The organism is Mesorhizobium sp. GbtcB19, from assembly GCF_019091085.1.
Taxonomy (GTDB): domain Bacteria; phylum Pseudomonadota; class Alphaproteobacteria; order Rhizobiales; family Rhizobiaceae; genus Mesorhizobium.
Genome location: NZ_JAGXJY010000006.1, coordinates 67,970 through 87,773 on the forward strand (window position 1 = coordinate 67,970; position 19,804 = coordinate 87,773).

Annotated in this window: 18 protein-coding genes; 11 read left to right on the forward strand and 7 right to left on the reverse strand. The window is 65.1% G+C overall.

Annotated elements, in window-relative coordinates:
* Nucleotides 1-31: 31 nt before the first annotated feature.
* The 6 genes from KVT37_RS12985 to KVT37_RS13010 all read right to left on the reverse strand — a co-directional run bounded on the left by KVT37_RS12985 (nt 32) and on the right by KVT37_RS13010 (nt 7,008).
* The gene (locus KVT37_RS12985; RefSeq protein ID WP_217573411.1) at nt 32-826 is read right to left on the reverse strand and encodes an ATP-binding cassette domain-containing protein; all 795 of its coding nucleotides are present in this window, start codon (nt 824-826) and stop codon (nt 32-34) included.
* A gap of 3 nt (nt 827-829) precedes the next feature.
* The gene (locus KVT37_RS12990; protein WP_217573412.1) at nt 830-1,816 is read right to left on the reverse strand and encodes an ABC transporter permease; all 987 of its coding nucleotides are present in this window, start codon (nt 1,814-1,816) and stop codon (nt 830-832) included.
* A 100-nt stretch (nt 1,817-1,916) separates the two neighbouring features.
* Nucleotides 1,917-2,849: a substrate-binding domain-containing protein gene (locus tag KVT37_RS12995; RefSeq protein ID WP_217573414.1), complete on the reverse strand. Its 933-nt coding sequence runs from the start codon at nt 2,847-2,849 to the stop codon at nt 1,917-1,919.
* Nucleotides 2,850-3,169: 320 nt separating this feature from the next.
* Nucleotides 3,170-4,204, reverse strand: a complete 1,035-nt coding sequence (locus KVT37_RS13000; protein WP_217573416.1) for an ABC transporter permease — start codon at nt 4,202-4,204, stop codon at nt 3,170-3,172.
* Entirely contained in the window at nt 4,201-5,745 is a 1,545-nt protein-coding gene (locus KVT37_RS13005) for a sugar ABC transporter ATP-binding protein (RefSeq protein ID WP_217573418.1), read from the reverse strand. The genes KVT37_RS13000 and KVT37_RS13005 overlap by 4 nt, the downstream gene beginning before the upstream one ends.
* 105 nt (nt 5,746-5,850) lie before the next feature.
* Nucleotides 5,851-7,008, reverse strand: coding sequence for a fumarylacetoacetate hydrolase family protein (locus KVT37_RS13010; RefSeq protein ID WP_217573421.1), 1,158 nt, complete (start codon nt 7,006-7,008; stop codon nt 5,851-5,853).
* A 195-nt stretch (nt 7,009-7,203) separates the two neighbouring features.
* Here KVT37_RS13010 and KVT37_RS13015 point away from each other — a divergent pair, with 195 nt between their 5' ends.
* The 6 genes from KVT37_RS13015 to KVT37_RS13040 all read left to right on the forward strand — a co-directional run bounded on the left by KVT37_RS13015 (nt 7,204) and on the right by KVT37_RS13040 (nt 13,302).
* Nucleotides 7,204-8,487, forward strand: coding sequence for an FAD-binding oxidoreductase (locus KVT37_RS13015; protein ID WP_217573423.1), 1,284 nt, complete (start codon nt 7,204-7,206; stop codon nt 8,485-8,487).
* Between the two features lie 94 nt (nt 8,488-8,581).
* Complete coding sequence (locus KVT37_RS13020; protein ID WP_217573425.1) at nt 8,582-9,469, forward strand: ABC transporter permease; 888 nt, start codon at nt 8,582-8,584, stop codon at nt 9,467-9,469.
* Nucleotides 9,466-10,284, forward strand: a complete 819-nt coding sequence (locus tag KVT37_RS13025) for an ABC transporter permease (protein WP_217573427.1) — start codon at nt 9,466-9,468, stop codon at nt 10,282-10,284. Before KVT37_RS13020 ends, KVT37_RS13025 begins: the two co-directional genes overlap by 4 nt.
* Nucleotides 10,285-10,311: 27 nt before the next feature.
* On the forward strand, nt 10,312-11,382 hold the full coding sequence (locus KVT37_RS13030) for an ABC transporter substrate-binding protein (protein ID WP_217573429.1): 1,071 nt from the start codon (nt 10,312-10,314) through the stop codon (nt 11,380-11,382).
* Between the two features lie 179 nt (nt 11,383-11,561).
* Nucleotides 11,562-12,170 (forward strand): cupin domain-containing protein, encoded by a 609-nt coding sequence (locus tag KVT37_RS13035; RefSeq protein ID WP_217573431.1) that lies wholly within the window; start codon nt 11,562-11,564, stop codon nt 12,168-12,170.
* A complete protein-coding gene (locus tag KVT37_RS13040) occupies nt 12,160-13,302 on the forward strand; it encodes an ABC transporter ATP-binding protein (RefSeq protein WP_217573433.1) in 1,143 nt (380 codons plus the stop codon). The genes KVT37_RS13035 and KVT37_RS13040 overlap by 11 nt, the downstream gene beginning before the upstream one ends.
* Nucleotides 13,303-13,315: 13 nt before the next feature.
* Here KVT37_RS13040 and KVT37_RS13045 read toward each other — a convergent pair whose 3' ends face one another.
* The gene (locus KVT37_RS13045) at nt 13,316-14,014 is read right to left on the reverse strand and encodes a GntR family transcriptional regulator (RefSeq protein ID WP_217573435.1); all 699 of its coding nucleotides are present in this window, start codon (nt 14,012-14,014) and stop codon (nt 13,316-13,318) included.
* Between the two features lie 233 nt (nt 14,015-14,247).
* Here KVT37_RS13045 and KVT37_RS13050 point away from each other — a divergent pair, with 233 nt between their 5' ends.
* The 5 genes from KVT37_RS13050 to ggt all read left to right on the forward strand — a co-directional run bounded on the left by KVT37_RS13050 (nt 14,248) and on the right by ggt (nt 19,767).
* Nucleotides 14,248-15,288, forward strand: coding sequence for an ABC transporter substrate-binding protein (locus tag KVT37_RS13050; protein WP_217573437.1), 1,041 nt, complete (start codon nt 14,248-14,250; stop codon nt 15,286-15,288).
* 79 nt (nt 15,289-15,367) lie between these two features.
* Entirely contained in the window at nt 15,368-16,447 is a 1,080-nt protein-coding gene (locus KVT37_RS13055) for an ABC transporter ATP-binding protein (protein WP_217573439.1), read from the forward strand.
* Nucleotides 16,444-17,361, forward strand: a complete 918-nt coding sequence (locus KVT37_RS13060; protein WP_217573441.1) for an ABC transporter permease — start codon at nt 16,444-16,446, stop codon at nt 17,359-17,361. Before KVT37_RS13055 ends, KVT37_RS13060 begins: the two co-directional genes overlap by 4 nt.
* Nucleotides 17,358-18,158: an ABC transporter permease gene (locus KVT37_RS13065; RefSeq protein WP_217573443.1), complete on the forward strand. Its 801-nt coding sequence runs from the start codon at nt 17,358-17,360 to the stop codon at nt 18,156-18,158. Before KVT37_RS13060 ends, KVT37_RS13065 begins: the two co-directional genes overlap by 4 nt.
* Before the next feature lie 22 nt (nt 18,159-18,180).
* Complete coding sequence (ggt, locus tag KVT37_RS13070) at nt 18,181-19,767, forward strand: gamma-glutamyltransferase (RefSeq protein ID WP_217573445.1); 1,587 nt, start codon at nt 18,181-18,183, stop codon at nt 19,765-19,767.
* The last annotated feature ends 37 nt before the right edge of the window (nt 19,768-19,804 follow it).

Genomic DNA, 19,804 nt, shown 5'->3' on the forward strand with positions numbered 1-19,804 from the left:
TTGGCGGCCGATGCGACCTGCAGGTCGGCAATCAGCCGTGCGGCTGCGGGCGATCGGAAATCGCGTCGCGGATTTCCTTGTCCGACATGCCGGTGATGACGCGCTCGACTTCCGCCACCGTGGTCTTTTTCGGGTCGATGTCGTCGGCCACCACCTTGCCGCGGCGCATCACCACGATGCGGTCGACCACCTGGAAGACATGGTGGATGTTGTGGGCGATGAAGATGCAGGAATGGCCGGAATCGCGGGCGCTGCGCACGAAGCTCAGCACGCCTTGCGTCTCGGCGACGCCGAGATTGTTGGTCGGCTCGTCGAGGATGATGAGGTCGCTGTCGAAATGCATGGCACGCGCGATCGCCACCGCCTGACGCTCGCCACCCGACAGCGAGCCGATCGGCGTCGTCGGCGGGATGTTCTTGGTGATGCCGACCTGCCTGAGCAACTCGCGCGCCACAGAGTTCATCGCCTCCTGGTCCATGCGGTTGAGGAAGCGCGGCGGTTTGATCGGCTCGCGTCCGAGGAACAGGTTGCGCGCGATCGACAGCTGCGTGACCAGCGCGGAGTCCTGGTAGATCGTCTCGATGCCGTGCGCGATGGCATCGCTGGTGGAGCGAAGCGCGACCTTCTTGCCGCGGATGAAGATGTCGCCGCTGGTCAGCGGCACCGCTCCCGACAGCACCTTGATCAGCGTCGACTTGCCGGCGCCGTTGTCGCCGAGCAGGCCGACGATCTCCTTTTCGTTGACGTGGAAATTGGCGTCCACCAGCGCCTGCACGCGCCCGTAGGACTTGCGGATGTTTTCCATGCGGATCAGCGGCTCAGTCATCGTTCACGTCCCTGCCTGGTGCCGGCGTTCGAGCCATGAATGCAACGCCATCATGCCGAGGATGATCGCGCCGATGAAGATGTTGTAGGCCAGCCCCGGCACGCCGATCAGCACGATGCCGTTGCGCATGACGCGCAGGATCAGGATGCCGAGCACGGTGCCGATGATGGTGCCGCGCCCGCCGGTCAGCGCCGTGCCGCCGATCACCACCATGGCGATGACCTCGAGCTCGTAGCCGGTGCCGCTGTTGGGGTTGGCGGCCGAAGTGCGCAGCGACGAGATCACGCCGGCGAGCGAGGCCATGAGCGCCGAGAGCACGAACAGCCCGACCTTGACCCGGTTGACGTTGACGCCGCGGGCGCGGGCCGCAAGCGGATTGCCGCCGGCGGCCTGGATCCAGTTGCCGGTGCGGCTCTGTGTCAGCACATAGCCGAGCACGATCGCAGCGCCTATGAACCAGAACAGCGAGGCGTAGATGCGGAACGGTCCGACATAGAAATCGCCGACCAGGATGTTCGCCAGCCAGCTGCCTTCGGCGCTCCAGGTGCGCTGCGGGAACCCGTCGGTGACGAAGAGTGCCGTGCCGCGCACGACCAGCAACATGCCGAGCGTGACCAGGAAGGACGGGATCTTGAGTTGGGTGACGAACCAGCCATTGACCAGGCCGATCAGGGCGGCGACCATAAGCGCGATCAGCAGCCCCACCTCCAGCGAGGTGACGCCGCTGTTGAAGAGCGTCCACATCAGCACCGGCGAGAAGCCGAACAGCGAGCCGACCGAGAGGTCGAATTCACCCGATGTCATCAAGAGCGTCATCGCCAGCGCGATCAGGCCGAGCTCGACGGTGAAGGCCAGGATGTTGGAAATGTTCTGCGGCGACAGGAAGTCGGGGTTGATGCCCCAGAAGACGACGAGTTCGAGGAGGAGCAGCACCAGCGGACCGAATTCAGGCCGTGCGATCAGGCGTTGGATGAAGGAACGGTTTTCCATTGAACCCGCGTCGTGAGGGCCGGCCTGCCTGTGAAGGCGGGCGCGGCGGGACAGGAAAACGGTCGCGACTTTTGTGGTCGCGACCGTTCGCTCAAGGGGATTATTTGCCCGACAGGATCTTGTCGTACACGCCGGCGGTGTCCTTCTCATAGAGCGCGCCGGTGATCACGTTGAAGCCCGGAGGAATGCCGCTGGCGGCCATGTTGGCCAGCGACAGCGCCACATAGCTGGTCGCCTGCGGGTCCTGCCACTGCGCGGCGTTGACATAGCCGTTCAGCACTTCCTGCGTCGTGTCGAGCGAGTTGCCCCAGCCGACGACCGGGATTTCGCCCGGCTTGACGCCGACCTGGTCGAACACGCGCTTGATCGATCCGGTGACGAGGTCGCCGAGGCCGATGATCGCCTTCACCTTGCCCTTGTGCGCGGTGAGGTAGTCGGCCATGCGGCTGATCACCTCGGCCTGGTCGAGCGTGGCCTCGGTGATCTCATAGGTGATGCCGGCCGGCCCGAACACGCTCTTGATGCCTTCCTCTTCCTGCACGCCATAGGTGGCGCCGGGAACCTCGACCGGCATCCAGACGAAGTCGCCCTTCTTCACCAGGCCCTTGTCGACCAGATACTGCGCCCAGTGCTTGCCGAAGGTGACGTTGTCGCCGCCGACATAGGCGTTGAAGTTGGCTTTCGGGTCCGGCGTGTTGAAGTTGATGATCGGGATGTTGGCCGCGCGCGCTTCCTTGGCCAGTTCGATCAGGCTGCCCGGATCGGGGCTGGTGGTGACGATGCCGTCGGCCTTGGCCGAGATGGCGGCGCGGATCGCTTCCTGCTGCGAGGCGACGTCGCCATTGTGGAAGGACGTGTTGACCTTGTTGCCGGTGTCGCTGGCCCACTGCTTGGCGCCGGCCAGGAAGTAGGTCCAGACCGGATCGGCCGGGCCGCCATGTGAAATCCAGTAGAACGTCTTGGCCTGCGCCATCGCCGGAATGGCGATGAGCGCGATCAAGCCAAGCACGAGCAGTCTTAGCCTCGAAAGCATTCGATTTCCTCCCATGTTGAAACCAGTTCCACATCAAGCGCGACGGTCGAGAGAGACCGCACCTCCTGCCAGCGCCGATCGGAACGTCCAGAGCATTCCCTTTTTCAGCCGATGGCAAGCCTCCATCGCCAATGGATGTTGGGTGAGGCGCGCACGCCATCACCGATCCCATCAGATTGCATCAGCTGCGGTGATATTTCTGTGAGGGGGCTGGGCTCAATGCATATCGCCCAAAAGTGCGCAGCGGTTTTGGGACAACGACATGCATAAAAACAACAACCTAAAGCGCGTCGCATGAGGCCGTTCAAGCGCGACGCGCTTTAGCCGCGCCTGGTCGCAAGTCTGCGTTCGGCGCGATGGCTGCGCCAAATCCTGCCGAGATAGTCGGCCGCAAGTGCCGCGACCAGCAGCGCGCCGATCGCGAAACTCTCCCATGCGCCGTCGACGCCGAGCAACGCCATGCCGCTCAGCGCGACCTGGATCACCAGCGCTCCGATCGCCGCGCCGATGACGCTGCCGTGGCCGCCCGACAACCGCGTGCCGCCGAGCAGGGCCGCCGTGATGGCGAACAGGGCCAAGCCATTGCCGTCGGCAGGCGCGACCGTGCCCTGAGCGCCGAGATGGATGACGCCGGCGAGCCCCGCGACCGCGCCCATCAACGCCAGCGCCATCAGCCGCACCGTGGCCGTGGCAATGCCCGCATGGGCCGCGGCTTCCGGATTGCTGCCGGTCGCCTGCACGCGGTAGCCGAAGCGGGTGCGATGCAGCACGGTCTGCAGCGTCACCGCCAGCAGGATGAAGATCACGACACTTGCCGGCACCAGGCCGAAGACCTTGCCGGAGAGGGCGGGGAAGAAGTTGCCTTCGCCTGTCGACGGCGCGATTGCCTGTCCCTTGCCGATGACCGACGACAGGCCGTCGGCCATCCACCAGGTGCCGAGCGTCACCGCGATCACCGGCACGCGCAGAGCCAGCGCAAGCAGGCCATTGGCGAGGCCAAGGCACATGCCGAGCGCGACGCCGGCAAAAGCCGAAAGCCAGGGATCGACCCCGGCTGCAATCAGCACCGCCGCGACGACCGCGGTAAGGTGAAACATCGCGCCGACCGAGAGGTCGATCTCGCGGATCGTGAGGACGAACACCATGCCCACGGCGACGATGCCGGGCAGGGCGGCCTGCTCCAGCAGCGCAAACAGATTGGCGGGTTCGAGGAATGGCCGCTGCAGCCAGCCGAGCAATCCGACAAGCACGGCCAGCGCCACGACCACACCGGTCTCGGCAGGCAACCGTAAGTTCGGCTTCGTCTTCGCTGCCGCCGATCCGGCCAGGCGTGGACTAGTGTCGGCGCTGGTCATGCGGCGTCCCTTTGGCTGGTCGTTGCCGGCTCCTGCGCGGCGGCCGCCGCATCGCCGGTGATCAGCCGGCGGAGCGCTGCGGCGTCCATCTCGGCACCGGCGACGTCGCCGGCGATCCGGCCTTCGCGAAAGGCGATGACGCGGTCGCAAAGCCCCGCCAGCTCGGACATCTGGGTCGAATGCAAAAGCACGACGCAGCCGCAGGCGGCCATTTGCCGGATCAGCGCATAGATTTCCTGCTTGCTGCCGATGTCGATGCCGCGCGCCGGCTCGTCGAGCAGCACGACCTGGGGACCGATCTCCAGCCATCTGCCGAAAGCCACTTTCCGGCGGCCACCGGCGGACAGCGAGCCGGCAAGTTCATCGCTGCCGCTGCGAATGCGCAGCGCCTCGACCTGCCGCGCCGCGCGCTCGGTCGCGGTCTTCGGCGAATACCAGCGGCGGCCCCAGTCGCGCGCGCCGACCACCACGCTGGACAGGTTGAAGGCGATCGACTTGTCGGCCATCAGGCCGTTGCCGGCTCGGCCGGAGGTCAGGCAGATGCCGCGTCGCGCGGCTTCGGTGCGGGACTTTGGCAGGCCGTCGCCATCGGGAAAACGCACCTTGCCCCTGCGCGCCCGGCGCTGGCCGAACAGCATGGCGAGAAGGTCCGACACGCCGGAGCCGGGAAGGCCGGCGAGACCGGTGATTTCGCCAGCGCGGGCGCTGAACTCGACGTCGGCAAGCCTGCCGCCGCTCAGCCCGCTTACGGTCAGTTGCGGCCGCAGCGTGCCGGCGACATTCGACAGCGAGCGGAGCGGCAATGGAAACAGCGTCAGGCCTAGCTGTCCGATCATCGCTTCCTCGGTCGGCGTCAGATCGGACCGTGGCTTGCTGAGCACGTCGCGGCCATTGCGCATCACCGTGACCTGATCGGCGAGCGCGAGCGCTTCCTCCAGCCTGTTGGTCAGATAGAGCATGATCATGCCGCGGGCCTTCAGCTCGCGCAGAACCGCAAACAGTCGATCGGCCTGGCTTCGGTCGAGCGCCTCGCAAGGCTCGTCCAGCGCGAGCAGCCTAGGGTGATCGAGGAGCGCGCGGGCGATGCCGACGAGCTGCCGTTCGGCGGCGCTGAGTTCGCCCAGCGGCGCGCCGACGTCGACCACAAGGCCGAGCTCGCGCAGCAGCGCGAAACTGCGCGCCTGCATCTCGCGGCGCGCGATCAGGCCGCTCTGCACCGGCTCGCGGTTGACGAACAGATTGGCGAGCACCGACAGGTCGGGAAACAGCGCGGTTTGCTGCAGCACCACGGCAAGCCCATGCTTGCGCGCCGCGTTCGGGCTGTCGATGGCGACCTTGTGGCCGTCGATCTCGATCGCGCCGCCGTCCGGGCGCTCGATGCCGGCCAGGATCCTGGCCATGACCGATTTGCCGGCGCCGCTTTCGCCGACGACGGCATGGATCGTGCCCCGCTCAGCGGCGAGGCTCATATCTTCGAGCGCGACAAAGCCGCCAAGGCGCTTGGCAAGGCTGCGCACCACGATCAATGGCGAATCGGACATTCAGGCGGCCCCCCGGCCAGAGCGCGATCTTGGAGCGGATCGCGCCCTTAGTCACCTGTGGTTGCATAAAATTGTGTTGATGGGGCCGGCCTTTTTGCCCGTGTTTCAGAGAAGATCGGCCTTCGCCAGGTCGCGCATGAGGTGACTGGCGCCGTAAGTCCAGTGCGCGCAGTCCGGCGACAGCCGCACGCGGTTGGTGAGCGCGCCGAGTTTTTCCGACGAGATGGTGACGATGTCGCCGACCTTATGGGTAAAGCCCTTGCCCTTCTCGCCGCGATCCTTCGACGGCACGAACATGGTGCCGAGATAGAGCGCCAGCCCGTCGGGATACTGATGGTGCGGCCCCATCGCCGCCTTGACCAGCTCTTCCGGCGAACGGCTGATTTCCGCCATCGAGCTCGCACCCTCCAGCGAGAAGCCGTCCTCGCCCTCGACGCTGAGCCGCACCGTGGCACGCTTCACGTCGGCGATGGAGAAGGTTTCGTCGAAGAGCCGGATGAACGGCCCGAGCGAGGCGGAAGCATTGTTGTCCTTGGCCTTGCCGAGCAGCAGCGCCGAGCGCCCCTCGACGTCGCGCAGATTGACGTCGTTGCCGAGCGTGGCGCCGACGATACGGCCCGCACTGTCGGCGATCATGGCGATCTCCGGCTCCGGATTGTTCCAGGTGGAGACGGGATGCAGCCCGACATCAGCGCCGAAGCCGACGGAGGCCATCGGCTGGCACTTGGTGAAGATTTCGGCGTCCGGGCCGATGCCCACTTCCAGATATTGCGACCAGGCGCCGCGCGAAATCAACTTGGCCTTGATCTCCATCGCTTCCTGCGAGCCGGGCTTTAGCTTGGAGAGGTCATGGCCGATCAGTCCGGCGATGTCGGCGCGGATGGCGTCGGCCTTTTCCGCCGAGCCGCGCGCCTGCTCCTCGATGACGCGCTCGAGCAGGCTGACGACGAAGGTGACGCCGGAAGCTTTTACCGCCTGCAGGTCGACGGGCGAAAGCAGGGTCGGCTTCCCAGCGTCGCGCGTGGCCTCAAAACTGTTCGCCGCGATGTCGGCGAGCGCGCCGATCGCCTTGCCTTGTGCGGAGCGCAGATAGCCGGCCGGGTCGGTCAGCTCGCAAAGGTCGCGCACCGTCGGCGCCGCGCTCGAGGTGATGTCGATGACCTCGCCGTTCCGCACCGTGACCACCAACGGGTGGGCAGCGTGGCTGGTCCTGGCGCGGCCGACGAAAAGTCCGTCGGCGGGCAGGCGGGTCGGATCGGTCATGGCGCTGTCCTCTCGATTTTGCAGGCGGCACTTTCCCCGCATTTTGCCCAAACGTCTATCCCGTTGCTGGTGTGGTCTATGGGGCCAATGGGCTTGCTGCCTCACAGCCGCCGGTGATCTGGCCCATCGAAACGATCTTTCAAATCTGTGAAATCGACAATAGGATTTTCACGCAGTTCAGCGCCGAGGTGATCTTTGCCCGCAGCCTTCTCCGATCCGGTCTGGCAGAAACCCCAAACGGCGCCGGCTTTCCGGTCCGAACTGTCGTCCGGCGATACTTTGGACGCGATCATCGTCGGCGGCGGCATTATGGGGCTGTCGACGGCGCTCTACGCGGCGCGCGCCGGCCTTTCCGTCCAGGTTCTGGACGCCGGAGCGATCGGGCAGGGTGCTTCGGGCTTGAACGGCGGCCAGGTCATTCCCGGCCTCAAATACGATCCGGAATGGCTGCTCAGGCATTTCGGCGAGGAGCGCGGCGAAGCTTTGGTCGCGTTTGCCGCTTCGACGGCCGATGCGGTGTTCGACGTGATCCATGACGAGAAGCTGGCCGTGCCGTTCACGCGCAATGGCTGGATCCAGGCCGCGCACACCGAAACCGCGCTGAAGGCGGCCGCCAACCGCGATCGCCAATGGCGCTCGCGCGGCGCCGAGGTCGAACTGCTCGACCAGGCCGGAATCACGGCGATGACCGGCGCCAGGGGCTATCTCGGCGGCTGGCTCGACCGCCGTGCCGGCGTCATCGATCCGCTGTCCTACACGCTCGAATTGGCCCGCGTCGCGGCGGCTGCCGGCGCCAGCATCGCCGAGCAGCAGCGTGTGGTGAAGCTCGCCAAACAGGCCGGCATCTGGCGGGTCTCGACGCAGAGCGGCGCCGAACTGCGCGCCAAGTCGGTCGTGCTCGCCACCAATGCCTATACGGACGGCCTGCTGCCTGGGCTTGCCCAGACCATCGTGCCGCTGCATTCCTTCCAGATCGCCACCGCGCCGCTGCCGGCGGCGCTTGCCGCAAGCATCCTGCCTGGCGGGCAGGCCGTTTCCGATTCACGCCGCATCCTCGTTTACTATCGCAAAAGCCCCGATGGCCGCATGGTGCTTGGTGGCCGCGGCCGCATGGCGCTGCCTTCCAGCCCTGCCGACTGGGCGCATTGCGAGCGCGCGCTCATCCGCCTTTATCCGGCGCTTGCCGGCATCGCCATCGAGAAGCGCTGGTTCGGCCGCGTCGCGCTGACGCCGGATCACCTGCCGCATCTGCATGAGCCGGAGAAAGGCCTGCTCGCCGTCGTCGGTTGCCAGGGCAGGGGCGTCGGCCTGATGAGCGCGCTGGGCAAGCGCATGGCGAGCTACCTCGCGAGCGGCGATGCCAGGCAATTGCCGTTCCCGCTGTCGCAGATCAAGCCGATCCCGTTCCACGCTTTCCGCCAGGTCGGCGTTGCCGCGACGATCACCTGGTACCGCATGCTCGACGCATTCGAGCGCTGACGCCGAACGCGTGCAGTGCACAAGCGATTCAGCTTGACAGTTTCATGAATATGAAAAAGCATTAGTGGATTTCAAAAATCCGATGGACAGCCGGATGTCGACCATCGCCGCAGCTCGGCCATTGCCGGAAAACCGCATCTCGCCGGTGTTCCGCTTCGCCATGCTGCTGCCGGGCGGGCTGGTCACCTTCTTCCTCATCCTGTTCGCGCTCGGCCTGGTGGTCTTCCTCGCCTTCAGGGGCAATGACGGCTCGCTGCTCGGCGTCGGCCTGACGGCGGAGAATTTCCTCACCGTCGCCACCGATCCGCTCTACTGGACGGTGACGCTGCGCTCGCTGGTCATCGCCGGCCTGGTGACGCTCGCCACAGTGGTCACCGCCTATCCGGTCGCCTATTACCTTGCCTTCCATGCCGGCCGCCGCCGCAACCTTTTGCTCTTCCTCGTCACGCTGCCGTTCTGGACCAGCTATCTGTTGCGCGTCTTCGCCTGGAAGATCGTGCTTGCCTATAATGGCGTGCTCAACTCGGCCTTCATCGAGACCGGCCTCTGGTCGCAGCCGACGCTCGCTTTCCTCAACACGCCGGCCGCGGTGGTGGTGACGCTCGCCCACGCCTACGCGCCTTTCGCCATCCTGCCGATCTATGTGGCCCTGGACACGATCCCGAAATCGCTGCTCGAAGCCGCGTCCGATCTCGGCGCTCGTCCCTTCACCAGCTTCCGCCGCGTCGTGCTGCCGAACTCCATGCCGGGCGTTCTGGCCGCCGCGCTCGTCGTCTTCGTGCCGACCGTCGGCGACTATGTCACGCCGGCCATGGTCGGCGGCCCGGCCAGCACCATGATCGGCACGCTGATCCAGTCGCAGTTCGGCAAGGCTAATGACTGGCCGTTCGGCGCAGCGCTTTCGGTCTGCGTCATGCTGGTGATCCTGTGCGTGGTGCTTCTCGCGCGCGGCGCCGACCGCCGGTTTGGCAGCCGCACATGAGCGCGCGGACCGACACAAACTCAGGCGGCGGCTGGCTCGGCCTCTATGTGCTTGGCTATCTCGTCTTCCTCTATCTGCCGGTGCTTTTGATCCCGCTGTTTTCCTTCAACAACTCCATCCAGGCGGCGTTTCCGCTGCAGGGTTTTACGCTGGACTGGTACCGGACGCTCTACGGCAATCCGGCGCTCACCGGCGCCTTGGCCAACAGTCTCGTCATCGGCGTCATCGCCGCTTTCGGGGCGACGCTCTGCGGCATCACAGTTTCCTATATGGACCTCTATGGCCGTTCGCCGCTCGCCGCCACGATCAGCGCGATCGCCCGGCTTCCGATCCTGATCCCCGGCGTCATCGTCGGCATTTCGCTGTTGATCCTGGTCAACCTCATCGGCCTCGGCCCGTCGCGCATCTCCATCGTGCTCGGCCATATCCTCGTCGCGCTGCCGACGACGGTGGTGGTGATGCGCAGCCGCTTCGCCGCCATTCCGAAGACGATCCGCGAGGCGGCCCTCGACCTCGGCGCTTCCGACTGGACGACGTTCCGGCGCGTCATGCTGCCGCTGAGCGCGCCGGCCGTGCTGTCAGCCTTCATGCTCTCTTTCCTGATCTCCTTCGACGAGTTCATCGTCGTCTTTTTCCTCGCCGGCACCCAGCCGACGCTGCCGCTCTACATCTGGAGCCAATTGCGCTTCCCGCGCTCGCTACCGACCGTGATGGCGCTGGGAACGGTGATCCTTACCGTCTCCTTCATCATCGCCGGCACCGCTGAAATCCTGCGCCATCGCGGCCTCGGCGCCGCGCGCCGCAATCCAGCCTGAACCACAACAAAGAAGAGGAGAACGAAAATGACATTTCACCTGAAATCGATCACCGGACACAAAGCACGGGCGGGCCTTGCCGCACTCGCCCTGGCGCTGTCGTCGACGGTCGCGTTTGCCGCCGACAAGCTGCAATATTTCACCTGGTCGGGCTACGAATTGCCCGACTTCAACAAGAGCTTCCTCGCCGCGCATCCGGACGGCGTCGAGGCGACGATCTTCGGCGACGACGACGATGCCTTCACCAAGGTCAAGGCCGGCTTCCGGCCCGACATCGCGCACCCCTGCTACGACAAGGTGGCGCGCTGGAACAAGGAAGGCCTGCTGCAGCCGATCGACACCAAGCGTATCAAGAACTGGGATTCGATCTTCCCGGTGTTCAAGAACCTGCCCGACCTGCAGGCCGGCGACAGCAAGGTGTGGATGGTGCCGTGGGACTGGGGCAACACCTCGATCCTCTACCGCACCGATCTGGTGAAGAACCCCGAGGCGAGCTGGAACCTTCTGTGGGACAAGCAGTATGCCGGCCGCATGGCGACCATCGATGCGGTGCATGACACGCCGATCGTCGCCGCCCTTCTCGCCGGCGTGAACCCCTTCGACATGACGCCGGCTGAGATGGACAAGGTGGCCGAAAAGCTGCGCGAGCAGCGGCCGCTTTTGTCCAGCTACACCACCGACATGACTTCGGTCGAGCAGGCGCTGGCAAGCGGCCAACTGGTCGCCGCAATGACCTGGAACGCGTCGGCCACGTCGCTGAAGAAGCAGGGCGTTCCGGTCGAGTTCATGAAGCCGAAGGAAGGCATGCTGACCTGGGCCTGCGGCTTCGTCATGCTGAAGGACGCTAAGAACGTCGATCTCGCCTATGACTTCATCAACAGCCGGCTCGATGCCGACTCGGGCAAGTTCCTGATCCAGTCCTATGGCTATGGCAGCTCGCTCTCGACCGCTTTCGCCGGCGTGTCAAAGGACGAGTTGGAGAAGCTGCAGCTGCCGGCCGACCCGGACGTGATGCTGAAGAGCACCATCTTCACCGGCCCGATGAAGCAGAATGACGATATGGCCAAGATGTTCGAGAAGGTGAAGGCTGGGGGTTGAGCTGAGACGCCCCCTTCTCCCCTTGTGGGAGAAGGTGGCCGCGCAGCGGCCGGATGAGGGGTGCTCCAGGGAAAGCCGACGTCTCACTCCGCTGGAACACCCCTCATCCGTCTCGGCGCTATCGCGCCGATCCACCTTCTCCCACAAGGGGAGAAGGGAAAGACAACGAGGACCGATGCATGGACATCCTTGACGAAGCGGCGACAAAACCGAAAGACGATGCCGACATTCGCGTCGGCCGGCGCGTGCGGGCGCTCAGACTGGAGCGCAAGCTCTCGCTGGCCGACCTGGCCGCCAAGGCAGGCATCTCCATCGGCGCGCTCAGCCAGATCGAACGCGGCATGTCCTCGCTGCGCGTCAAGGTCATCTGGCCGCTGGCCGCCGCGCTCGACATCGAGCCCTCGGCGCTGATCACCGACGGCAATGAAGCGGTCAACGACCTCTATTGCGTGCGCGCCGACAAGCGGCGCTCGATCCCGGTCAAATCCGAAGGCATCGCCAAGGCGCTGCTGTCGCCGCCCGCCGCCACGCTCACCGGCATGCTGGTGACGGTCGAGGCCGGCGGCGGCACGGCGGAAGCTTATGCCCATGCCGGCCATGAATTCGGTTTCGTGATGACCGGCGAGGTCGAGCTGGTGGTCGACGCCACGACCTATGTGCTCAAGGCCGGCGACAGCTTTGCCTTCAAGAGCACGCTGCTGCATGCCTTCCGCAACCCGGGCGCCGAGCGCTGCCAGATCCTCTGGGTCAACACGACAAAACCGTCCGAGGTGCGCGATGGCGCCTGATGCGACAGTGCAATTCCAGGAAAAGTGCGAAGCGGTTTTCCGTCCGGAATTGCGGGACTCATTAGTTAGACTGCAGAAGGTTTCGAAAGTTTTCCCGGGCGGCGTGGTCGGCCTCGATGCCGTCGATCTCGACATCGCGCCGGGCGAGTTCCTCACCCTGCTCGGCCCGTCCGGCTGCGGCAAGACGACCAGCCTGCGCGTCATTGCCGGCTTCGAGAGCCCGACCGGCGGCAATGTCCTGCTCGAAGGCCGCGACATCACCGGGCTGCGGCCCTTCGAGCGTCCGGTCAACACCGTCTTCCAGGACTACGCGCTGTTTCCGCATATGGACGTCGCGGCCAATGTCGGCTTCGGCCTGTCGCTGCGCAAGCTCACCGGAGCCGAGCAGGCAAAACGGGTTCGCGACGCGCTCGACATGGTCGGGCTCGCCGACAAGCTGCGCGCCCGCGTCTCGGAATTGTCCGGCGGCCAGCGCCAGCGCGTCGCTCTGGCACGGGCCATCGTCTGCGAGCCGCGCGTGCTCTTGCTCGACGAACCGCTGTCGGCGCTCGACGCGCATCTGCGCGAGCAGATGCAGGTCGAGCTGAAGCGGCTGCAGTCGCGGCTCGGCACCACTTTCGTCATGGTCACCCACGACCAGACCGAGGCGCTGTCGATCTCCGATCGCATCGTCGTCATGAACAAGGGCCGCATCGAGCAGACCGCCGCGCCGGCAACGCTCTATGACCGCCCAGCGACGCGCTTCGTCGCCTCCTTCATCGGCACGATGAACCTTTTGCAATCGCGCTTTGTCGGACGCGACGGTGAGCGCCTGCGCTTTGCCGCCGGCGACCTGCCGCTGGAGGCTACCTCCGACAACGGCGAGACGCCGGCCGCCGGCGACACGCGCACCATCGGCGTTCGTCCGGAGGATCTTCTGGCTGCCAGCGAAGCCACCGAAGGCACCGCGCCGGCGCGGGTCAGCGGCGTCGTCTTCCACGGCCGCACGCTGCGTCTTCATGCCGAACTCGGGCAGGGGACTCCGATCGTCATCGATGCGCCACGCCGCGCCGACGGTTCTCAATTCGGCGTCGGCGACGTTGCGCATATCAGCCTGCGGCGCGGCGCCAACTGCCCTGTGCTTTCGAACTGAGGCGCTGGCTTACTTACGACGCCTTGGCGAAGAACCCCTGGTAGTCGGACTTGGCCTGCAGCAGCCGCAGGATGTTCTCGCGCGAGCCGCGCACATGCGCGCGGGCGCGCTCGCCGGCTAGAGCGACATCGCCGTCGCAGATCGCATCGACGATGCCGGTGTGCTCCTCGCGGGTGAGCTTCCACTCGTCCAGCCACAGAAGCTCGGTCCAGACATATTGCTGGCATTTGTCGAGGATGCCGCCGAGCATGCCGGAGAGCATCTCGTTGCCGCTGATCTCGGCGATCACCCGGTGCAGGTCGATGCCGACCTGCAACTCCTCGAATTTCTCTCGCGTGCTGCGGTCCGGGATCGCCGCCAGCCGCTCGCATTCGGCCAGCATCTCGCGCAGCCGCTCCTTGTCGGCGGCGCTCGCATTGGCGGCCGCCAGTTCGGTCGCGCGCCCGTCGAGCAATTCGCGGATGTCGAAGGCCTCGCGGAACATGGTCAGGTTGAACTCGGCCACCACATAGCCCTGGCGCGGGCGGCCGATCACCAGGCCGTCGCGCTCCAGCCGGTTGAAGGCCTCGCGCACCGGCGTGCGGCTCACCTTCAGGCGCTCGGCGATCTCGTTTTCCGTCACGCGCCCGCCCGGCGGGATCTGCCCGGTGATGATCAACGCCTTCAGCGCCTCGAACACCGAGTCGCGCAACGTGTTCTTTCTCTCTTTCAAGCGTCCCGCCTCCAACGTTGCGTCACGGATTCGCGAGTTTAGTTCGTTTTAGGGCACGCTTGAACAGGAGCATTTCAGGGCAAGCAATCGCCCTACGAAACGGCCTGTCTTCGAACGCCCAAAAAACGCGAAAACCCGTGTTGACATCGGTCTCCAAAAAATTACACTCAAAATTGTATACAAATTCGCATACCAAAGCAACGATAACGGGAACACCGGTTGGAGAAGCGAACATGACGAAGAGACTTTGTATTCACGGCCTGGCCATCGCCGGGCTGCTGGCCTCGGCCGCCGTTCCGGCGTCGGCCGCCGACACCATCACCGTCGCCTCATGGGGCGGCACCTATCAGGAAGCGCAGACCAAGGCCTTCTTCGATCCGACGGCCAAGGATCTCGGCATCACCATCAAGCAGGACACAACCAACGGCCTCGACGACGTGCGCCTGCAGGTCACCGGCAATGCAGTGAAATGGGACATTACCGAGCTCGGCGCCGACGAATGCGCCCGCGGCTCCAAGGAAGGCCTGTTCGAGAAGCTCGATTACAATGTCATCGACAAGACCGGCATCAATCCGAAGCTCGTGCATGACGACTGGGTCGGCATCTCCTACACCTCGGTGGTGCTGATCTACCGCACCGACGTTTTCGGCGACAAAGGCCCCAAGACCTGGGCCGATTTCTGGGACGTGCAGAAATTCCCCGGACGCCGCGCGCTCTCCGGCAGCCAGGCGACCGAGACGCTGAGCGTCGCCGCTCTTGCCAAGGGCATTCCGATCGACAAGGTCTACCCGGTCGACATCGACGGCGCCCTGCAATCCGTCGACAAGGTCAAGGGCCATATCGATGCCTGGTGGACCTCCGGCGCGCAGGCCATGCAACTCGTCAAGGACGGCGAGGTCGACATGGCGAGCATCTGGAACGGCCGCGCCGGCACGCTGAAGAAGAGCGGTGCCCCGGTCAGCTTCTCCTTCGACCAGGGCGTGCTCACCGCCGACTGCATGGTCATCCCGAAAGGCTCGAAGAACAAGGACATCGCCATGAAGGCGCTGGCCAAATTCGTCAGCCCCGACCTCCAGGCCAACCTGCCGCTCTATGTCGACAACGGCCCGGCCAACGAGAAGGCCTTCGAGACCGGCAAGATCCCGCCGGAGCGCATCAAGGACATCAATTCCGCGCCTGAGAACGTCAAGAAGCAGGTGCTGCAGGATCCCGCCTTCTGGCGCGACACCCTCGTCGAGGCGACGGAGAAGTTCAACAACCTGATCCAGCAATGACGAAATTGTGCGGAGCGACGCAAAATGTGCCGCTCCGCATCGTTTCGCGAAAAATGATCCGGAGTTGAAGGAGATGCTCTTGTCTCTTGCGCAGTCCGCGCTGCCCATCGGCATCAGCGGCATCGAGAAGCGCTTCGGCGGCGTGTCGGTGCTGCATGATCTCGGCCTCGATGTCGAGGCTGGCGAATTCCTGACGCTGCTTGGGCCGTCAGGCTCGGGAAAGACGACGCTGCTGATGATCCTGGCCGGCTTCGTGCGGGCCAATGCCGGCTCCATCAAGGTCGGCGGCGAGGAGATCATCACCATGCCGCCGCACAAGCGAAACATCGGCATGGTGTTCCAGAACTATGCGCTGTTCCCGCATATGAACGTCTTCCACAACATCGCCTTTCCGCTCAAGCAGCGCCGCGTATCGTTGGCCGAAACGGCGGAACGCGTCGAGCGGGCGTTGGACCTGGTGCAGCTGAAGGGCCTCGGCGAGCGCCGTGTCGACCAGCTCTCCGGCGGCCAGCGCCAGCGCGTGGCTCTGGCCCGCGCCATCGTCTTCGAGCCGCGCATCGTCTTGATGGACGAACCGCTGTCGGCGCTCGACAAGAGCCTGCGCGAGCACATGCAGATCGAATTGCGCAACCTGCATCGCAGGCTCGGCATGACGACCGTCTACGTCACGCATGACCAGCGCGAGGCGATCACCATGTCGGATCGCATCGCCGTCATGAATGCCGGGCGCATCGAGCAGATCGACCAGCCGGAAGTTCTTTACGCCAGACCCCAGACCAAGTTCGTCGCCGGTTTCATCGGCGAGTCCAACTTCATTTCGGTGGAAAGCCGCAACGGCAGCGTATGGTACGAGGACAGAAAGCTTCGCATGACGACGGCAGCACCCTCCGCCGGTCGGCATCTGATGGTGGTGCGGCCGGAAAAGCTGCGCCTGATCAATGGCGAACAAACGGGCGACGTCAACGCGCTGCCGGCAACCGTCGGCGACGTCATCTATCAGGGCGACAGCTTCGTTTGCTACGCGACGCTCAAGGATGGCCGGCAGGTGACTTTGCGCGACTATTGCCGCTCCGACGTGCTGGCGAAACTGCCGGCGCCCGGCGAGCCGATCACGCTGGGCATCGATGCGCAGGATGTCGTGCTGGTGGCGGATCAATGAGCATCGCCAGCCTCGATCATGCCAGGAGGCCCGATAGGGCGCTCAACGCCGATGCGCTCAACGCCGATGCGCGGCGGGAAGCGCGCGGCCTGCTCGCGCTTCTGTCGCCAGGGCTCTTCCTGGTCTTCGCCGTCATCATCGTGCCGATCGGCTGGCTGTTCTGGCTCTCGCTGTTCGACGAGAGCGGTCAGCTCAGCGCCGCCAATTACGCGCGTTTCTTCGAGCAGGCGTCCTACATCAAGACCTTCCTCACCACCTTCAAGGTGGCCTTCTTCGTCACCGGCGCCTGCGTGCTGTTCGGCTATCCGCTGGCCTATATGCTGTCGCAATTGCCGCGCCGCGCGGCTGGAATCTGCCTGATCTTCGTTATCCTGCCGTTCTGGACCTCGGTGCTGGTGCGCACCTATGCCTGGCTGGTCATCCTGCAGCGCAAGGGGCTGGTCAACACGTGGTTGATCGATCTCGGCGTCATCTCCCAGCCGCTGCCGCTCGCCAACAATTTCGCCGGCGTCGTCATCGGCATGACCCACATCATGCTGCCCTTCCTGGTGCTGCCGCTCTACGCCTCGATGAAGACCATCGACGTCGATTGCCTGCGTGCCGGCATGAATCTCGGCGCGAGCCCCTCCGCTACCTTCCGCCAGATATTCTTCCCGCTGTCGCTGCCGGGCCTCGCCTCGGGCGTGGTCATCGTCTTCGTGCTTTGCCTCGGCTTCTTCGTCACGCCGGCGCTGATGGGCGGCGGCAAGGTCATCATGTGGGCGATGCGCATGGAGCAGACCACCAGCCTCTATTCCAACTGGGGCGCGGGCGCGGCGCTCGGCGTCGTGCTGCTTGGCGTTACGCTGGCGCTGCTCGGCCTCTTCCAATGGCTGCTTGGCGCGCGCGCTACCGGTGTCTGGAGCCAGCGATGAGCATGGAAAATGCCCTGCCGATTTCGCATCGGCAACGCCTCTGGCTCTATGCGCTCGGCGGCCTTGTCATGCTGTTCCTGATCGCGCCGTCGGTGATCATCGTCATCATGTCCTTCTCCGGCTCGTCGCTTTTGCAGTTCCCGCCGCAGGAATGGTCGCTGCGCTGGTATGAAAGCTATTTCGGCTCGCTCGAATGGCGCGACGCCACCATCGTGTCGGTCAAGGTGGCGGTGATGACGGCGGTCGTCGCGACGCTGCTCGGCACCGCCGCGGCCTACGCCATCAACGCCCGCACGCTGCGGCTGACCGGCTTGATCAACGCGCTGCTCACCGCGTCGCTCATCATCCCGGTCATCCTGATCGGCATCGGCACTTTCTTCCTCTATGCCCGCATCGGCCTCAACAACACGCTGACCGGCCTCGTCATCGCGCACACCGTGCAGGCGCTGCCGCTGGTCGTGCTGACTGTGCTGTCGGGGCTGAGGTCTTATGACATGAACCAGGAGATGGTGGCGCGCAGCCTCGGCGCCGGCCGCTTCTCGGCCTTCTTCCAGGTGACGATGCCGCAGATACGCTTCTCGATCGTCTCGGGCGCGCTGTTTGCCTTCATCACCTCCTTCGACGAGGTGGTGGTGTCGCTGTTCATCTCCGGCGGCGAGACCACGACGCTGACGCGGCGCATGTTCAATGCGTTGCGCGATCAGATCGATCCGACCATTGCCGCCATTTCGACTTGCCTGATCGTGCTATCGATCGTCTTGTTGTCCGCCGCCCAGCTTTTCGGCCGCGGACGTTGATTTCAGGGATACCAAAACCAGCATGCGTGACTTCCAGTTCCCAGGCCGCTCGCCGGTCCGCGCCACCGAGGCGATGGCCGCGACCTCGCATCCGCTCGCCACTTTAGCCGCCATCGACATGCTGCGCTCCGGCGGCAACGCCATGGACGCCGCCGTCTGCGCCGCGGCCGTGCAGGCGGTGGTCGAGCCGCAGTCCACCGGCATCGGCGGCGACTGCTTTGTGCTTTATTGCCCGAAGGGCCAGGGCGAGGTGATCGCTTTCAACGGCTCAGGCCGCGCGCCCGCCGCTGCGACTACCGACTGGTATCTTGACAAGGGATTCAGCGAGTTGCCGAAACAGGGGCCGCACGCGGTCACGGTTCCAGGCGCCATCGACGCCTGGTGCCGGCTGCTGGAGGATCATGGCCGCAAGGGCATCGCCGACGCGCTCGCTCCGGCCATCCGCTATGCCGAAGACGGCTATGTCGTGCACGACCGTGTCGCCTTCGACTGGCATGAGCCCGAGACCGACCTGGCGGCCGATGAGGTGGCGACGCGCATCTTCCTGCCCGGCGGCAAGCCGCCGAAAGCCGGCGACCTCCACCGCCAGCCCGAACTTGCGGAAACGCTGCGCATCATCGCCGAGAAAGGCCGCGCCGGTTTCTATGAAGGCGCGGTCGCTGAAGACATCGTCGGCCGGCTGCGTGCGCTCGGCGGCCTGCACACGCTCGACGATTTCACCGCGACCAAGGGCGACTACCGGACCCCGGTCAGCACCTCTTATCGCGGTCACGACATCCACCAGATGCCGCCCAACAACCAGGGCCTGACCGCGCTTCTGATGCTGAACGTGCTTTCCGGCTACGACCTCGGCAGGCTCGATCCCGAGGGCGCCGAGCGTCTGCATCTGGAGATCGAGGCAGGGCGCCTCGCTTACCAGGATCGCGATGCGTTCTTCGCCGATCAGGATCATGTCGACGTGCCGGTCCAGGCGCTGCTCTCCGGCGCCTATGCCGATCGCCTGCGCGCCGCGATCGATCCTGACCGCGCCATGACCGATCTGCCGCGCCTCGATCTTCCCGGCAGCGACACGGTCTATATCAGCGTCGTCGACCGCGACCGCAACGCGGTGAGCTTCATCAACTCGACCTATTATTCCTTCGGCAGCGGCGTCGTTGGCCCGAAGACCGGAGTCGTGCTGCAGAACCGCGGTTCCAGCTTCCGCCTGGACCCGAAACATCCGAACGCGATAGCGCCAGGCAAGCGGCCGATGCACACGATCATGCCGGGCATGATGACGAAAAACGGCCGCGCTGTGATGCCCTTCGGCGTCATGGGCGGCGGCTATCAACCCTTCGGCCATGTGCATCTTTTGACCAACATGATCGACTTCGGCATGGACCCGCAGCAGGCGATCGACGCGGCGCGCGTCTTCTACAATCACGATGTCGTCGAGGCCGAGCGCAGCGTGCACCCCGATGCCATTGAAGGCCTGCGCCGGCGCGGCCATCGGGTGGTGGAGGCAGATCATCCGCTGGGCGGAGGTCAAGCCGCGCTCATCGACTGGGAAAAGGGCACGCTGACCGGCGCTTCCGATCCGCGCAAGGATGGCCTGGCGCTCGGATATTGAGAAGGCCTTTGCTGGACATCGGCCGATCGTTCGAAAC

Bases quoted from the DNA above. Each gene is read 5' to 3' on its own strand.
- ggt (WP_217573445.1), top strand. From the start codon at position 18,181: ATGCGTGACTTCCAGTTCCCAGGCCGCTCGCCGGTCCGCGCCACCGAG.
- KVT37_RS13020 (WP_217573425.1), top strand. From the start codon at position 8,582: ATGTCGACCATCGCCGCAGCTCGGCCATTGCCGGAAAACCGCATCTCG.
- KVT37_RS13060 (WP_217573441.1), top strand. From the start codon at position 16,444: ATGAGCATCGCCAGCCTCGATCATGCCAGGAGGCCCGATAGGGCGCTC.
- KVT37_RS13050 (WP_217573437.1), top strand. From the start codon at position 14,248: ATGACGAAGAGACTTTGTATTCACGGCCTGGCCATCGCCGGGCTGCTG.
- KVT37_RS13065 (WP_217573443.1), top strand. From the start codon at position 17,358: ATGAGCATGGAAAATGCCCTGCCGATTTCGCATCGGCAACGCCTCTGG.
- KVT37_RS12995 (WP_217573414.1), bottom strand. From the start codon at position 2,849: ATGCTTTCGAGGCTAAGACTGCTCGTGCTTGGCTTGATCGCGCTCATC.
- KVT37_RS13030 (WP_217573429.1), top strand. From the start codon at position 10,312: ATGACATTTCACCTGAAATCGATCACCGGACACAAAGCACGGGCGGGC.
- KVT37_RS13025 (WP_217573427.1), top strand. From the start codon at position 9,466: ATGAGCGCGCGGACCGACACAAACTCAGGCGGCGGCTGGCTCGGCCTC.
- KVT37_RS13010 (WP_217573421.1), bottom strand. From the start codon at position 7,008: ATGACCGATCCGACCCGCCTGCCCGCCGACGGACTTTTCGTCGGCCGC.
- KVT37_RS12990 (WP_217573412.1), bottom strand. From the start codon at position 1,816: ATGGAAAACCGTTCCTTCATCCAACGCCTGATCGCACGGCCTGAATTC.
- KVT37_RS13000 (WP_217573416.1), bottom strand. From the start codon at position 4,204: ATGACCAGCGCCGACACTAGTCCACGCCTGGCCGGATCGGCGGCAGCG.
- KVT37_RS12985 (WP_217573411.1), bottom strand. From the start codon at position 826: ATGACTGAGCCGCTGATCCGCATGGAAAACATCCGCAAGTCCTACGGG.
- KVT37_RS13040 (WP_217573433.1), top strand. From the start codon at position 12,160: ATGGCGCCTGATGCGACAGTGCAATTCCAGGAAAAGTGCGAAGCGGTT.
- KVT37_RS13035 (WP_217573431.1), top strand. From the start codon at position 11,562: ATGGACATCCTTGACGAAGCGGCGACAAAACCGAAAGACGATGCCGAC.
- KVT37_RS13005 (WP_217573418.1), bottom strand. From the start codon at position 5,745: ATGTCCGATTCGCCATTGATCGTGGTGCGCAGCCTTGCCAAGCGCCTT.